The organism is Paraglaciecola sp. (genome assembly GCF_039942875.1).
GTDB lineage: Bacteria > Pseudomonadota > Gammaproteobacteria > Enterobacterales > Alteromonadaceae > Paraglaciecola.
In genome coordinates this window covers 179,548-194,275 of the sequence record NZ_JBDVBQ010000026.1, presented here as the reverse complement: position 1 = coordinate 194,275, position 14,728 = coordinate 179,548, and the positions used below count along the sequence as shown (strand labels likewise).

The 14,728-nt window shown below is 39.9% G+C and carries 13 protein-coding genes; 4 read left to right on the top strand and 9 right to left on the bottom strand.

Translation table 11 applies throughout. The annotated features are described in order from the left end of the window. Positions 1 to 41: 41 nt before the first annotated feature. From ABJE44_RS09175 to queC, 3 genes are read right to left on the bottom strand one after another with little or no spacing between them, the layout of a single operon-like run. The gene (locus tag ABJE44_RS09175) at positions 42 to 386 is read right to left on the bottom strand and encodes a HopJ type III effector protein (RefSeq protein ID WP_348111740.1); all 345 of its coding nucleotides are present in this window, start codon (positions 384 to 386) and stop codon (positions 42 to 44) included. After that, on the bottom strand, positions 383 to 745 hold the full coding sequence (locus tag ABJE44_RS09170; protein ID WP_348111739.1) for a hypothetical protein: 363 nt from the start codon (positions 743 to 745) through the stop codon (positions 383 to 385). Before ABJE44_RS09170 ends, ABJE44_RS09175 begins: the two co-directional genes overlap by 4 nt. A 14-nt stretch (positions 746 to 759) precedes the next feature. Then, the gene (queC, locus tag ABJE44_RS09165; RefSeq protein WP_348111738.1) at positions 760 to 1,419 is read right to left on the bottom strand and encodes a 7-cyano-7-deazaguanine synthase QueC; all 660 of its coding nucleotides are present in this window, start codon (positions 1,417 to 1,419) and stop codon (positions 760 to 762) included. Positions 1,420 to 1,516: 97 nt separating this feature from the next. Here queC and queE point away from each other — a divergent pair, with 97 nt between their 5' ends. The 3 genes from queE to ABJE44_RS09150 all read left to right on the top strand — a co-directional run bounded on the left by queE (position 1,517) and on the right by ABJE44_RS09150 (position 3,570). Then, entirely contained in the window at positions 1,517 to 2,191 is a 675-nt protein-coding gene (gene queE / locus ABJE44_RS09160) for a 7-carboxy-7-deazaguanine synthase QueE (protein WP_348111737.1), read from the top strand. 93 nt (positions 2,192 to 2,284) lie between these two features. Further along, the gene (locus tag ABJE44_RS09155) at positions 2,285 to 3,163 is read left to right on the top strand and encodes an amino acid ABC transporter substrate-binding protein (RefSeq protein ID WP_348111736.1); all 879 of its coding nucleotides are present in this window, start codon (positions 2,285 to 2,287) and stop codon (positions 3,161 to 3,163) included. After that, the gene (locus tag ABJE44_RS09150) at positions 3,160 to 3,570 is read left to right on the top strand and encodes a hypothetical protein (protein WP_348111735.1); all 411 of its coding nucleotides are present in this window, start codon (positions 3,160 to 3,162) and stop codon (positions 3,568 to 3,570) included. Before ABJE44_RS09155 ends, ABJE44_RS09150 begins: the two co-directional genes overlap by 4 nt. Before the next feature lie 109 nt (positions 3,571 to 3,679). Here the strand turns inward: ABJE44_RS09150 and gatB/aspS are convergent, their stop codons facing one another. The 3 genes from gatB/aspS to ABJE44_RS09135 are packed head-to-tail and all read right to left on the bottom strand — an operon-like array spanning position 3,680 to position 8,697. Continuing rightward, positions 3,680 to 7,024: a bifunctional amidotransferase subunit GatB/aspartate--tRNA ligase AspS gene (gene gatB/aspS / locus ABJE44_RS09145; protein ID WP_348111734.1), complete on the bottom strand. Its 3,345-nt coding sequence runs from the start codon at positions 7,022 to 7,024 to the stop codon at positions 3,680 to 3,682. Beyond that, positions 7,024 to 8,424 carry an amidase family protein gene (locus ABJE44_RS09140; RefSeq protein ID WP_348111733.1) on the bottom strand — a complete coding sequence of 467 codons (1,401 nt, stop codon included), beginning with the start codon at positions 8,422 to 8,424 and terminating at the stop codon, positions 7,024 to 7,026. The genes gatB/aspS and ABJE44_RS09140 overlap by 1 nt, the downstream gene beginning before the upstream one ends. Before the next feature lie 3 nt (positions 8,425 to 8,427). After that, a complete protein-coding gene (locus ABJE44_RS09135; RefSeq protein ID WP_348111732.1) occupies positions 8,428 to 8,697 on the bottom strand; it encodes a hypothetical protein in 270 nt (89 codons plus the stop codon). A gap of 643 nt (positions 8,698 to 9,340) precedes the next feature. Here ABJE44_RS09135 and ABJE44_RS09130 point away from each other — a divergent pair. Then, the gene (locus ABJE44_RS09130; RefSeq protein ID WP_348111731.1) at positions 9,341 to 9,517 is read left to right on the top strand and encodes a hypothetical protein; all 177 of its coding nucleotides are present in this window, start codon (positions 9,341 to 9,343) and stop codon (positions 9,515 to 9,517) included. Between the two features lie 203 nt (positions 9,518 to 9,720). Here ABJE44_RS09130 and ABJE44_RS09125 read toward each other — a convergent pair whose 3' ends face one another. From ABJE44_RS09125 to ABJE44_RS09115, 3 genes are all read right to left on the bottom strand, one after another. Continuing rightward, positions 9,721 to 11,517, bottom strand: a complete 1,797-nt coding sequence (locus ABJE44_RS09125) for a hypothetical protein (RefSeq protein ID WP_348111730.1) — start codon at positions 11,515 to 11,517, stop codon at positions 9,721 to 9,723. A gap of 698 nt (positions 11,518 to 12,215) precedes the next feature. After that, positions 12,216 to 12,797, bottom strand: a complete 582-nt coding sequence (locus ABJE44_RS09120) for an outer membrane beta-barrel protein (protein ID WP_133469056.1) — start codon at positions 12,795 to 12,797, stop codon at positions 12,216 to 12,218. 280 nt (positions 12,798 to 13,077) lie between these two features. Beyond that, positions 13,078 to 14,724 carry a M28 family metallopeptidase gene (locus ABJE44_RS09115; protein ID WP_348111729.1) on the bottom strand — a complete coding sequence of 549 codons (1,647 nt, stop codon included), beginning with the start codon at positions 14,722 to 14,724 and terminating at the stop codon, positions 13,078 to 13,080. Between the last annotated feature and the right edge of the window lie 4 nt (positions 14,725 to 14,728).

Sequence of the window (14,728 nt, the reverse complement as noted above, 5' to 3'; positions counted from 1 at the left end):
AATTCATTTTCTAAGTAGCAGAATATGGCCTTTTTTTAGATTTATTTTTGTTGTAAGGGGGCATTATCAAACGTTACTTTAGTCCATCCTGTCTTTATAAAGTTCCTTATGTTGCCATGATCACTACCATCTGGGTTTTGCAGTACATCATCACGATAGTAGCTACCAAATAACGCTAGTGTCTCAGGCTCTGTTAAGTTTTGTATTTTGGCAAAATAAAATATTTTGCAAGAGCCTTCGTTAGTACCAGCTAAATTAGTACTATCACCATTGGTAAATTGGCTAGGTGTGTAATCGTAATAGTGAGTAATAACATCCATTACTTGGGTAAACTCGATTGTTTCTGGAGAGGTTTTTATTTGGCTTAATAGGCTTTCTTTGGTCATGTATATTCCTGAGTGGGTATTTCATCACACGTCTCAATAGTGATAGTGCAATCAATGTGTTTTAGCAGTTTATTAACAAAATTAGGTATTTGGACAGAGTGATTATCGATAGAAAGGTCTACTTTAACCAGAATATCACATTGCTCTAGAGTGATTTTTTGGCGTACGAAGAAGACATTGAGATCGTCTAAATTGTCTAATGATTCAGTGATTAAGACTTCACCAATAAAATGATTGGTATTAGGTATTGGGGCATAGCTTGCCCCATTTATTTCTCGGCTTAGGGTTACCCCTTGAAATTTGTCTAATTTCAATAAGCGGAAAAATACCTCGGTTTCAATTTTATTTTTTTCGGCCACTGAATTTTTAATCCTCAGCTTTCGTACGCTAAAGGATCAGATACACCATTTTCAGCGAAGGCTTCTAATCTTTCTTGGCAAGCTCCACATTTTCCGCAGGCTTTTTCACGGCCGTTATAACATGTCCATGTTTGGTTGTAGTCTAAGTTCATTTCTAACCCAGCTGTTAAAATTGCGGTTTTACTGACGTCTAGGTAAGGCGTGACAATTTCAACTGCTTCGTAGTTTGCTATGGCACATACGTCATTCATTTTATGGACAAATTCAGGGCGACAATCAGGGTAGATAGCATGATCACCAGAATGGGCACCATAAAATACCTTGTTGGCGTTAATGGATACGGCATATCCAACAGCCATAGATAACAAAATCATGTTACGGTTGGGCACTACTGTGGTTTTCATACTGTCTTCTTCGTAGTGACCTTCTGCTACCTCTATATCAGAGGTCAGTGATGAACCTCCAATTAGTTGATTTATAGCCGAAATATCAACAATTTTGTGGTGTACACCTAAATTTGAGCAGGCTCTTGCTGCATACTCTAGTTCTTTTTTATGTCTTTGACCGTAGTCAAATGATAAGGCAAACACCTCAAAACCTTGTTTAACCGCTAGGTTTAGGACAGTAAAAGAGTCCATTCCCCCAGAAAAAATAACCACTACCTTTTGTGACATGGGCTTTGCTTCTTTATAATCTAACAATGAGTTCTATTTTAAGTGATCTGACGGTGAATTCCCACAGCGGGAGCCTGCTAGATCCAAAGGAAAGTGATTGAGTTTGTATAAAATTAATGAAGTGTTTGAGTCTTTACAAGGGGAGGGAAGTTATACAGGCCTCCCCTCAATTTTTGTGCGCCTACAAGGGTGCCCTGTTGGGTGCCCCTGGTGTGATACCAAACACACATGGGAAGTCGACCCTGACTCTATAGCCACTAGCACTAAGGTCATGGCTGAAACCAGCGAGTCAAATAGTTGGTTTGAACAAACTGCGCAACAATTGATTGAGCTTTTTGAGGGCTATGGTTACGTGGCCAAGCATGTGGTTATTACGGGCGGTGAGCCATGTATGTATGATTTAACGGAGTTAACATCTTATTTAATTGGCCTTGGATACTCAGTTCAGATTGAAACCAGTGGTACCTATGAAATACAGTGTCATAAAGATACTTGGGTAACGGTTTCGCCTAAGGTGAATATGCCAGGTGGTAGGCCCGTACTTAAAAGCGCCATGTTAAGAGCCAATGAAATTAAGCACCCAATTGCCATGCAAAAACATATTGATGAGTTGGACCAAGTATTAAGTTTATTAGAGGATGGGTCTTCGCCACAAATTTACCTGCAACCGATTAGTCAGCAGAAGAGAGCCACAGAGCTTGCAATTAAAACCTGTATCGCCCGCAATTGGCGCTTGTCTTTACAAACACATAAGTTTATTGGCATTGAGTAATTAAATATTGCAAAGTGTTAAGTCCGCCATGTGGCATGGGTTACCTATTTATGATGGTAATTATTAATTGAAGTTTATCTTTGGACTTGTTATATGAGTTTTTTTAATAAAATCAGTACGTTACAAATGTTTGCGCTTATATTGGGGCTCAGTTGCAGTGATACCAAAGGTGCATCTTGGAAAATCACTTATCCAAGTCCAGATGTCGATTCAGATATTATGACGACTTACCCTGTAGAGCTGTTAACCCTAGCACTGGATCAGACTGGTGTGAATTATGAGTTAAACCCTTCTAGTAACCAGTTAACTAAGATAAAAGCATTAAACCGTCTTGAGGATAACCGTGAAGTTAATTTAGTGTGGGGTATGACTAGTATTCAACGGGAGGAGAATTTACATCCCATACGCATTCCTCTATTCAAAGGATTAATTGGATGGCGGCTATTACTAATACGTGACGATATGTCTGAGCGTTTTAAATATATTCAAAGCCTAGAGCATTTGATTAAATTATCACCTGTCCAAGGAAGAGATTGGCCAGATACAAAAATACTAAGGTCTAACGGATTCGACGTAATAGTTAACCAAGGGCAGGGTAATCTTTTAAATATGTTAGCTACAGCGCAAGGAGATTTTTACCCCCGTTCATTAGCTGAAATTTGGCATGAACTCGAATCCCTTGAAGGAACTAAAGGGTTATCTGTTCAACCAACATTGGGGATACGTTATCCTGCCGCTGTTTATTTTTTTGTGAACAAAAATAATAGCCCTCTAGCACATTTGATTGAAGTAGGTTTAGAGAAAGCCATTAAAAATGGTAATTTTGAAGAATTGTTTTTGAAAACCTTTCAGGGTTACATTGAAAGAGCAGATTTGAAAAATAGAAATTTTTATTACTTAGAGAATACTTTTTTACCTAAAGACACACCTTTGCAGCGTGAAGAGTTGTGGTTTCAACAGGAGCACAAATGAATACTTTATTAAAACAAATGCTAAAGTTAACGTCATGCTTAATGGTGTGCTCTATAACCAGTAGTTGTACGGTATTAGGTTTTGCCGCTGATATTGGGCTGGCTAATGTGTTAGAGCCGGTTCGAGATGCGAATACCAGTGCAGCTTCAAATCAAAAGGTCGTGAACCGTTCTCGTAACCAGTTTCCACTTGTTTTCACCGTTGAGGGAATGAAACAAGACGCAAAAATTATTAGTGGTTTTTTGGGCAGCTATAAAGCAGGCGCTTCGGATACTCAAGAGAGTGAATCACAACCACAAAAAGTCACTGGCTGTAACCATGTGATTGAAGGCAAACAGCAGTGTTACCCCAGTAGTTATTATCAAGATATGTATATTAAAACTAGTAGCGGCGAGAAAGAGTTTTAGCGGTACCGCGAACCTTTTCTAGGTTCAAGGCGAGATATTAAACAATCAATTGAGTTAAGGTGGGATGAAAACATCCCAAGCGGCAGCTGCCACTTGGGAGTTATCGGTACTATTTCTTTTTAATCACTTTTACGTTCATTTCTTCGACTTTCTTATCTGATAACAGAGAAGGCGCGTTAAACAGTAAGTCTTCACTGGTCCCTGTTTTCGGGAACACCATAACTTCACGGATTGAGTTTTTCTTACCTAACAACATCATTAGACGGTCGATACCCCAAGCAATGCCGCCATGTGGTGGCGCGCCATAATGGAAGGCTTTATACAAAGTGCCGACACTTTTCAGCATGTCGTCTTTGTTGTACCCCATGTTTTTATAGGTCGCTTCTAATATTTCAGGTTTATGGGCACGGACTGAACCGCCGCCAATTTCGTAACCATTTAGCACTAAGTCGTATTGTTGGGCAATAATAGTCCCAATTTCGTCTTCTTTACCGTTCATGTGTTTTTCGATGTCGGCAATCGCTGGCATTGAGAATGGGTTGTGGGTAAAGGTCCATCTGTCAGCATCTGTTTTCTCAAACATAGGGAAATCGACTACCCAAGCTGGTCGTAGCTCTTTGGGGTCGATTAATTTGAGCATCTTACCAAGCTCTTGACGCACCACATCCAATGCCTTGTTTGCCACGGCATAACTGGCCGCCGAGAAAAATACCACATCGCCAACTTGTGCTCCGCTTGCGGCAATTATTTTTGCTGCAATGTCTTCGCCTAAAAACTTAATAATGGGCGATTGCAGGTCGTTTTCGTTGACAAATATATAGGCAAGCCCACCCAGTCCATTTTGCTGAGCAAGGGCCGTAAGGTTCTCGATTTGTCCTTTGGATAAACGCTTACCACCTTGCTCCTCGGCAGACACCTTAATGCATTTAACAATGCCACCTTGTTCAATAGGCTTACTGAATACTTGGAAGCTGGTATCTTTAACAATGTCAGTGATGTCTTGCATTTGCAGACCAAAACGTAAATCTGGACGGTCGCAACCGTACTTGTCCATGGCATCTTTGTAAGTGATGACCGCAAAGTCATGTAACTTCCATTTTTTGCCATAAATTTTTCTCACCACTGTATTAAACATTTTAGTGTTTAAGTCGATGATGTCTTGCATGCTGGCATAGGCCATTTCAATGTCTAACTGAGTAAACTCTGGCTGGCGGTCACCCCTTGAGTCTTCGTCTCTGAAACAACGGGCGACTTGGAAATACTTTTCGTAACCACTGACCATGATCATTTGTTTAAACTGCTGAGGGGCTTGTGGTAGCGTGTAAAATGCACCCGCTTCTTTACGGCTTGGTACGATAAACTCACGGGCACCTTCATCGGTTCCAGCACTTAATATAGGCGTTTCCATTTCTAAGAAGCCTTCCTCATCAAGCATATCTCTAATGAGTTTGATCACTTTATGGCGGTCGATAATGACTTTGCGGACTTCTTTGTTTCTGTGATCTAAATACTTGTGCTGAAAGCGAATGTTTTCGTTGGTTTTTGTAGCTCTGGCGATTTCAAAAGGCAAGCTTCTCGCTAGGTTTAAAATCTCTAGCTTAGAGGTTTCAAGCTCAATAGTGCCGGTTCTCAACCCTGGGTTGTAATCGTCTTCTCGGCGCTGAACCACAATACCAGTCGCAGCTATGACCGATTCTGCTTTCAAGGTAACTAGTTCATCAAAGTTAGGGAAGCTCTCGCGACTCAAGCGTACTTGGAATATTTGGTAGCTAGAGTCTCGTAAATCGATGAACATTAAATCACCGTGATCTCGGACACTGGCGACCCAACCCGACAGGGTGACTTCCTCAGAGAGCGACTGCTCGGATAACTCCGAAATCTTATGGGTGCGATAGTGATCTTTTACAATAAGTGGGGTTTCAGGCAGCACTTCTTCTGCTTGTTTCACGCTTTGCTTGTCGCTGCCTTTTACTGTGTTTTGCACATTGTCGCTAGATGCCGAGGCATCACTGCTGGCAGAGGTATTCACAGCGTTTAAAATACCTTCTCGAATGACTTTACCCGACGCGCCTTTACCAATAATGGCAATGACTTTACCTACTAAAATTCCGGCTTTACCTTGGTTACCGGCTTTTATGTCGCTGGCAATGGCGGCATTATTCTCGATAACAGTATCAATCGCGTCAGCTATTTGCTGTTCTGAAATACTGTTTTCTTGGAAGTACTTTTTATAATCAAAACTTGCGTCTTTTAAATATTCGCTAACGGCTTTTTGTACCAATACTGAGTTAACTTTGCCGTCTTTAAATTGGCTGAAAATATCCGTAAGTACTGCCGTGTCTTGGATGTTTCTGTAGTCGTCAGCTGGGATCACATTTACTAAGGTACGGGCGATAAATAACGGGTCTTTTAGGACATGGTTGATATCCATAAAGGTTTTGGCACGCACTGCTTCAGCCGTAAAAAACTTAGCATCTTGGGGCACTACGCCGCCTTCGATCAAGATAGACTCAATGGCAAAAGGTAAGGTCTCTAAATCCACTTCAATTGCGCTGACTACCTGTGAAATATCCACAAAGGGTAAGTCTGGCTCAGAGATAAAACGGTAATCCGCTTCAAACTCTTTTTTACGCATGACTTTAGTTTGTTTTAGTTCTTCATCCCATAGCACTGTGGTTTGGTCAGGGCGAAATACTTCGTGCTCAATATAATAGTTAAGCTGTTTTTCAACTTCTTCTTTTAACGATTCGACCATAAACTTAAATGAGTTTAAGTTTTTGATTTCAGTTCGCGGGTTGAGGTCGTTGGTATGTCTTTTACGCAAAGACACAGACACATCTGACTTAAACTCACCTTTTTCAAGGTTAGCCTCAGAGATACCAATACCTTGCACTATACGCTGAATATACTGAGCGTAGGTAGACGCATCTTCGATGTTGCGCATACAAGGATCGGTCACAATTTCGATAAGGGGCACACCGGCTTTATTGAAATCAACCAAAGAGATGTCTCGCTCGTGCATTAGCTTAGCGGCATCTTCTTCGATATGGACCTGAGTTAAACTTACGGTAAACTGAGAGCCATCTTTGCGGAAACACGACACTTCACCATCTGGAATAACCGGATTATGAAATTGGGTGATTTGAATATTTTTGGGATTGTCAGGATACTCGTAGTGCTTACGATCCCACGAAATCACCGGATTGCTAAAAGTAGACTTAACTGCTTTGCCGAAATAAATGGCTTTAGTAATGGCTTCTTTGTTGATGGCAGGTAGTACACCCATTTGCCCGGTACACACAGCACAGATATTGTGATTAGGCGTATCAGACTCTTCATTTGGACACGCACAAAATAACTTAGTTTTAGTGTTTAAGCGCACATGAGTTTCAAGACCAATAACCAGTTCTAGGTCGTGTTTTTCGAGTAAATCGTTTAAATAATCCAGTTCCATTATAGTGTTTCTTCTAGCAAGTGAGCGAACTGTAAAACACGCTCATCGTCGGTTTTAGCTGCTGTAATTTGAATACCTGTAGCGGTACCATGGGGGACGGTTAACGTGGGTAATTGACCTAAACTAAATCCAACCGTGAAGGCATCGGATAAATACATCGCCATTGGGTCTTTCAAACCGTCTCCGACTTTGGGTGGTAAGCCTGGCGTCACCGGTGATAACACAATATCCACATCATTAAAAAAGCCTTCGAAGTCTGCAGAAAGCTTGTCTCGAACCGCCAAACTTTTAAGATAAATGGCGTCTGAAAAACCTTGAGATAACACTTGGTTACCGCCGACTATTCTGCGTTTACTTTCTTCGGAAAAATTCTCAGAGCGGGTCACTGCATAACTTTCAATTAAGTTTTCTGCCTCAATACGATTACCGTAATTGGTGCCATCGAGTCGTGACAGGTTAGATGCGGTTTCTGCCATGGCTAAAATGTAATAGGTTGAAATTAACGCCTCTGCATCTACGAAATCGAGAGGTTTAACTTCAATTCCTTTGGCTTTTAATTTTTCAAGGGTCGCCATAAAGTCAGCTTTAATAGATGCGTCCATCGCATCGTTTTCAAGCAGGTTTTTAAAGTAACCGACTGTCTTAACACTGCCAGTATCCGCTAACCCAGCTTCACCTATTGGCGCTGACTCATAGGTCGTTTGGTCTTTAACATCTTTGCCACTTATGGTGTTAAGCACAATGCGGATATCTTCTACGCTTTTTGCTAACGGGCCCACGCAATCGGTTGAGGAGGCATAAGCCATTAAACCATAGCGAGAAATACGACCATAAGTTGGCTTTAAACCATATACCCCATTGTAACCAGCGGGTTGGCGCACTGAACCACCCGTGTCGCCACCGATTGAAAATGCCGTATAGTCCTTAGCGACATTCACCGCTGAACCACCACTTGAACCGCCTGCCACTAATGACGGATCTTTGGCATTGTTAACTGGGCCAAAAATACTATTTTCGTTAGATGAACCATGACCAAAGCTGTCACAGTTTTCTTTTACGATTGGGATTGCCCCCGCATCGATAAGCTTTTGTATCGCACTTGCGGTATAGGCTGATTTGTATTGTTTTAGAAAATCAGAACTGGCAGTGGTAAACGTGCCTTGTAGCATAAAGACATCTTTGACCCCAAAAGGTATGCCTTCCAGTAGTCCTATGTTTTCTCCATTAGCAATTTTTGTATCCACTGCTTGGGCTTGTTTTAGTGCGTTTGCATCAAGCAAAGCATTAACACTGCCGTGGGAGTTTTGTTTTAGCAAATCGAGTCGTTGCTGAACTAAATCAACACAGCTAATTTGCTTGCTGATTAATTGTTGGTGAATGTGTTTTATTTGAGATTGCATAGGTTAGGCTTCTATTACTTTTGCCACGACTAAATAGCCGTTTTTTTCTTGAGGAAAGTTTTCTACTATGAGCTGCTTTTCTAGTGCACTTGCGTGAACAACTGTATCTTCTCTGAGTTGTTCAATGGACACTGCGTTCTGATTGTTATTACCCGATGAGCCAGCGGTCGATAAATCAGAATTTTTAATCACTTCAAATAACTTGTTAATTGTCTCTGAAGGCTTTGCGCCTTTAATACTCGACAAAACATCGACAGTCATAGTTTTATTCATTGTTATTTCATTACCTTGTGGCATTTTCGTGCAATGAGCACATCTAACTAACCAAAAAAAACCTTCCGATTTGGAAGGTTTTTTGTTTTAAATATTGAGAAACCTTCCGAACCTAATAGTTAAGATTATTACCATTCCAATTATTATTTTGCGCGTTGTTTAACATGGAATTTTGCTCTATTAGTCTAGATTGGTTGAATTGCGTTCGAGTATACACTAGTTCCTACACCAAATTTACCATTTTTAATGGCTGTTTGGAGCATACCTTATGCACTTTTTATGAGGTGTTCGCTTTGTTTATTTACGCGCTGGGCGCACTGAGGATGCTCTGCGAGCACTAAGCATGTGCTGCGCATACCCGGAATCCATTGCGGGTTTCAAACCTCATCCCTGAGGCTCGACAGACTTTTTACCAACAGCCGCAAAAAGTATGCAAAAAGGGCCGCGCTCCAATAAAGCTCTTCATCCAATTTTGTACTGAATTAAGCAGGCCGCTTTTAGCCGTTCCCGATGGCCAAAAGCTCAATTGACTATCCATGCCTATTGACCTAGTTAACTGTATCTGGATAGCGATTTTAATGAGGTTAAATTACGTTGAGTGCCTAGATAATTCGAAGAAGTTCAATCGAAAAGGGATGAAAATATGAATGTAGTAGAGTCGTTGACACCAGCTGAATTGGCTGTTTTATGGCCTGCAAGTAGCACTAACGATAGTAACAACGAATCAGAAAGTTCGATTCTATTAGCATCAAGTTCGACAACTACTTTAATGATTCTCTTAGCGAATGGGATTGCTAGCAACTCACAGAGACAGCCTTAATAAAAATGGCAGAATTGTTTAACTTATACTCTAATCGGTAGTGCAATACACTATGACGATTTAAGATCGCACTTAAGTTTAAGTATCAACACACCTAATAAACTGAATGTAAAAAGTGCATATAATAAAAAGCCAGCAAAAAATGCTGGCTTAGGAACTGTCAACTTATTCTAGGACGAGACAAGTCATTACTTCTAAAAATTTCAAGTGTTAAGAGTAAGTACACTTGTCTTACTAATACGATGACGATAAATTTCTCGAAGATATTTAATCGCATTCTTCACATGATTGACATCTAAACGAATATCGTTAATTGATACAAAGTTTTGCGGGCTTTCGATCAACTCACGATATTTTTTCTCGTACATTGGTTTAATAGCATACCAATTTGTATCAAGAATTTTTGCTGGGTTTTCATAAGCCGTAAAATACTTGTCAATAATAGAATCATCAAATTCATCTTCTTGAATCATATTGATAATGGCTTGATCGATTTCGTTTGTATACCGATACTCATCACGAGCAAAACAACGCTTCATATAGGCTACCATGAGGGTTAAAAAGTCATCACTTAAGCAGGGACTCTTAGCAATAAGTGTCGTCAAAGACAAGTTTGCCGATGCGCCTATTACCAATGCATAACGCTTCAAGGTTGTATTAGGAAACAGTTTATTCAAATGCATTTTTAGTCGATTTAATGCTGTGAACGACAACTTATAGTCTCGCGGTAAAGAGATAATCGATACAATAGACGAACAGTTTTTAAAGAAGTGCAAATGATTTAGTGTACTTGCATCAAACCCACTTTTTCGATATTCCTTAATGGCGTCACGGTACTTTTCTGATTCCACAGGCAGGACACTCACCCCTTCAATCGCAGAGGTGGCAGAGTTAAAATGCGGTAACTCTATAGAGCGGCAGAACAAATCATCTATATCTACGCTATCTTGGCGAACATCCTGATTCACTACACTTTCAGCATAAGCAATAGCGACAGGGCCAGCTAAGCTCATAAATAAGTCATTGGCATCAAGACGGATTGTTTCAGAGATATCAATACCCGCTCGACGGAAATAATCCTCATCATAATCAGTTGTGACAGCTTGTGCGGTAAGAATGTTAAAAATTTGCTGAGAAATGTATTGGTTTGCATATTTCTCCATTAAATTAACATCTATGCTATCAGCGTTACCGCCATTTTCTTCTTCTGCATAACGCATTATATCGTTAGATATCAACATCATAGAGTTCCAAGGACGAATGCGCCCCATTACATCGGCTGGTAACTCGTCATTATTTCGCTCTTCATTGTAAGAAAAATTCCATTCTTCAGAGATATATTTTGTTAGAAGACGGCCTGCATTGATGTGAAGGGCTTCAGATATATCTACATTTTTTCCTGATATATTCGGTAATATACAAATACCAGACGTAAAAATAGGTTCAAATACAAAACTATGACGCTTGTCGGCAAGTTGATTTTGACCCGAATGATAATCAAATGTTTTACTGAGATAAGAAAACTGCTGTGCCAAACCAAATTCAGATGCCATACCCGAACCAGTCCCTCCGCCGGCACTAAATATATAGAAGTAAAGGCGAGATTGATTCGCTTTGATACCACACGAATCAACAAGATAAGAATGAAGTTGTCTCCATTCTTCATTTATAAAGGTTGTCGCATCTTTATTCAGAATAATTTTAGCTAAATACTGACCTAATATAGGTGCATTACCTGCACCACCAGCATGAACTTCAGAAAGGTCCATGAACTGCAACTTTTTATATTCCTCTAAAAACTGGACGCGACCTTCATCGTTAGAAAATCGAATTCGGCCTTCTATGTCTTTATCTAAGTCGCCTAATAAAACGATTGGCTCAATGAGGAAAACAGGCTTAAATCCATCTTTATTCTCCATTGGTAAGTGCTTACGAATCCAGCGTAATGGACGAAATTCTTGCTCGTTATCTGTAAGATCTTCGTTTTCCACTTCTTTCATATAATTCGCCCTTGCTTCATATACTAAAGAAGCAAGGTCTAACGCAATATTAGAACCACAGCGCCCTAAACCAATAAGACAAACAGAAGGAAAAAAACGATCTGTGACGTCTTCTTCATCTGTTATAGGAGGATGAATTTTGTTTCGGACGGCATCTAAGTTTCCTAAAATTTTTTCTAGATTTGTCTCTGTAAAATACAGGTGTTCTATTGGCGTTTTTTCTTGACTCATGCGGCATCCTTATTCAAAGCAGTTTTTAAAAGAAGCTGTGTGTATTAGTAAATTAATAACAACTAAATATGTAGGCTAAGAAGTAACCGGATATCTAATTTTATTTCTACAAACATTATCATCCTTGTATGAAAATGACACTAATATGCTCAGTTGGAATATAAAATAAATACAAATTTTGTACAATTGAGGTTGACCAGTACATCCTGCGAAAGAATAAATAGTTATCATGGGGGCCCACCAAATTTATGCAATATGCCAATAATTTGATGGGGAAATTGTAGCTGCAGTAGGTTAAAAGCATCGGCTTCGTCATTGATTAATCAAGAGTGTGAGGCAGCTAAACTGAGGTTGTAGTCGAGTGTTTGATTTGTGAGGCTCTCCCAGGCTGCGAGCCTATTGATTGAAAAGCCAAATGCAGCCTATATTTAGAGAACGCCTGATTGAAACGATTTTTATGAATATTTCTAAAACTTAGATTTAAAATAAATGGATAAATTTCTGACTTTATTACTAATAGAAAGATTATCAGTTTGATAATCAATGTTTATGATTTTGTACTCTAATCCGAACGCATCATTATCATTGTGATCATAATCTAGACTCAATGCATAATACACATTGTTATCATCTAATTGATTATTTTCATTGGACAGTGCTGTGGTATCTTTTTTTATATTCATCCTCCATGAAGAGACTCCTAAGTGGCCATATAAGGTAAAATTCTTCAGTAAATTTACCCCATACTTGATACCTATATCGAATGACTTTGTTGTTAAGTGGCTATCTTGTTCTATCGATTCTTCATCAATGTAACTACCGACAGACTCCTTGTAGTCATTTAAGGATAGTTCTAACTTTAAGTTTTCAATTAACCTATATTCAGCTCTTATCCCTAGTGAAAAATCATCTCCTTTTACTGAATCATTACCATTAAAGCTTGTACGTTGATGTGACTGGCCTAGTGATATATCTAATGAAAGATCTTTAGAGGCAAGGGCGGAAAAAGATAAAGTTGTAAAAACAACACCTAAAAATAATATTTTCATACAGTTCCATTTAGAAAAAATAATATGCAATTGTGTACTAGAAGCCTGTCAGTTTATGGCTAAATATTTTGCCACAAACCATTGGTTTAGTGAAGTATTTCAACTACATCGGGAGTCTCTTCTAAGTAGCCAAAATATAATTCCACTTTATTTGGCAAGTCGTGCAGGTATTAAAATTTGGTCGGAGCGAAACTTTTCTAGTTTTTGAAAAAAAAGAGCTTCGCCCAGCAGGCATGCTGGGCGAAAAGTCACAACGGATTACGCTGAACGAAGTGAATAATTACTTTTGTCTTTGAAACTCACTGGTTTCAGCCCAATTTGGCCAGTCATCAGAAGATAAAAGGTCATAACCGACTTCAAATAGCAACTGTGCATCTTCCTCTATACCTGATAAATCCCAGCTTTCACGGAATTGATCGCAGACTTGGTGATAACAGCCTCTAACGATGACATTGGTTCGTTTACGATATTGAGCGGTTGCTTCGTCAACAGGCACTTCACCGCCTTTCGCGTAAAGTGCAGGCACGCCTTGTTTAGCGAAGCTGAAGTGATCAGAACGATAATAGTATCCTGCTTCTGGGTGACCTTCCTCAACAAGATAACGGTTTTGGCGTTTTGCAGCTTTTGCCAGGTAGGTTTCTAGCTCAGATTTACCCATACCAATAACGGCGACATCTTTGGTTTTACCCAGCACGCTCATGGCATCCATATTGATATTTGCCACTGTTTTGTCTAGTGGAATAATAGGGTGTTCAGAGTAGTACTTTGAACCTAGTAGACCTTGCTCTTCAGCGGTTACAATCAAAAATGTGGTTGAGCGTTGCGGTTTAATATTTAAGTTTGCATAGGCTTTAGCCATGACTAAGGCAGCAGCAACGCCTGTGGCGTTGTCATGGGCGCCATTATATATTTGGTCGCCTTCTTTGGTTTCGTCTTTACCTAGGTGATCCCAATGTGCGGTAAATATTACGTGTTCATCTGGGCTATCTGCCCCAGGTAATGATGCAATAACGTTGTAACTTTCAGATGTTTTGAAACTATTTTTAACGGTTACTGAGGCTTTTAAGTTTAATGCTTTGTTGTAAGGGCCTGCTTTAGCAAGTTCTTTTTCAGCCGTAAAATCTAACCCTGCATCAGCAAATACTTTTTGTGCAGACTCTAAGGTTAACCAACCTTCAACTGCTACTCTATCGGCATTGCCATTTTTGCTGACTAACCCATACTGTGCTCCGCTCCAGCTATTGGCTACCACTGACCAACCATAAGAGGCAGGTTTGGTTTCGTGAACAATAATAGCGGCTTCTGCTCCTTGACGACTGGCTTCTTCGTATTTGTAGCTCCAGCGCCCATAATAGGTCATGGTTTTGCCTTGAAACTTACCACTTTCTGGGTTTTCAAAGCCTGGATCATTAACTAATATCACTACAGTTTTACCTTTTACATCAAGGCCTTCGTAGTCATTCCAGTTATATTCTGGGGCATTTACGCCGTAGCCAACAAAAACTAAGTCTGATTCTTTAAGTTCAACTAAGCTCTGTTCCCGTTTAGTAGAAGCAATCATGCCTTCTTTATAAACGAAGTTGTTGTCGCCGATAGTAAGGGTCATATCTGGATCTGCAGTCATTTCTATTAATTCAACGGGCTGCAAGTAACTATCACCATTACCCGGTTGGTAGCCAAGGGCTTTAAATTCAGACACTAGATAATCAAGGGTTTTTTGCTCACCAATGGTGGTGGGTAGGCGGCCTTCATATTCATCAGACGCTAAGGTTTTAATGTGCGTCTTTAAGTCTTGGGTATTAATTTGCTTGTACACTTCATCAAAATTGTCGGCTTGGGATGTTTCTGTGGTTTGACTATTTTGACAAGCAGATAATGTAAAAATTATGATTAGGCTGAATGCCCACATCATGTGGCAAGTTTTCATGAAA

What these genes read in the sequence shown, in the direction of transcription:
- ABJE44_RS09155 (WP_348111736.1), top strand. Translation starts at nt 2,285, where the DNA reads ATGAGTTTTTTTAATAAAATCAGTACGTTACAAATGTTTGCGCTTATA.
- ABJE44_RS09115 (WP_348111729.1), bottom strand. Translation starts at nt 14,724, where the DNA reads ATGAAAACTTGCCACATGATGTGGGCATTCAGCCTAATCATAATTTTT.
- ABJE44_RS09175 (WP_348111740.1), bottom strand. Translation starts at nt 386, where the DNA reads ATGACCAAAGAAAGCCTATTAAGCCAAATAAAAACCTCTCCAGAAACA.
- gatB/aspS (WP_348111734.1), bottom strand. Translation starts at nt 7,024, where the DNA reads ATGGAACTGGATTATTTAAACGATTTACTCGAAAAACACGACCTAGAA.
- ABJE44_RS09120 (WP_133469056.1), bottom strand. Translation starts at nt 12,797, where the DNA reads ATGAAAATATTATTTTTAGGTGTTGTTTTTACAACTTTATCTTTTTCC.
- ABJE44_RS09125 (WP_348111730.1), bottom strand. Translation starts at nt 11,517, where the DNA reads ATGAAAGAAGTGGAAAACGAAGATCTTACAGATAACGAGCAAGAATTT.
- ABJE44_RS09140 (WP_348111733.1), bottom strand. Translation starts at nt 8,424, where the DNA reads ATGCAATCTCAAATAAAACACATTCACCAACAATTAATCAGCAAGCAA.
- ABJE44_RS09135 (WP_348111732.1), bottom strand. Translation starts at nt 8,697, where the DNA reads ATGAATAAAACTATGACTGTCGATGTTTTGTCGAGTATTAAAGGCGCA.
- queC (WP_348111738.1), bottom strand. Translation starts at nt 1,419, where the DNA reads ATGTCACAAAAGGTAGTGGTTATTTTTTCTGGGGGAATGGACTCTTTT.
- ABJE44_RS09150 (WP_348111735.1), top strand. Translation starts at nt 3,160, where the DNA reads ATGAATACTTTATTAAAACAAATGCTAAAGTTAACGTCATGCTTAATG.
- ABJE44_RS09130 (WP_348111731.1), top strand. Translation starts at nt 9,341, where the DNA reads ATGAATGTAGTAGAGTCGTTGACACCAGCTGAATTGGCTGTTTTATGG.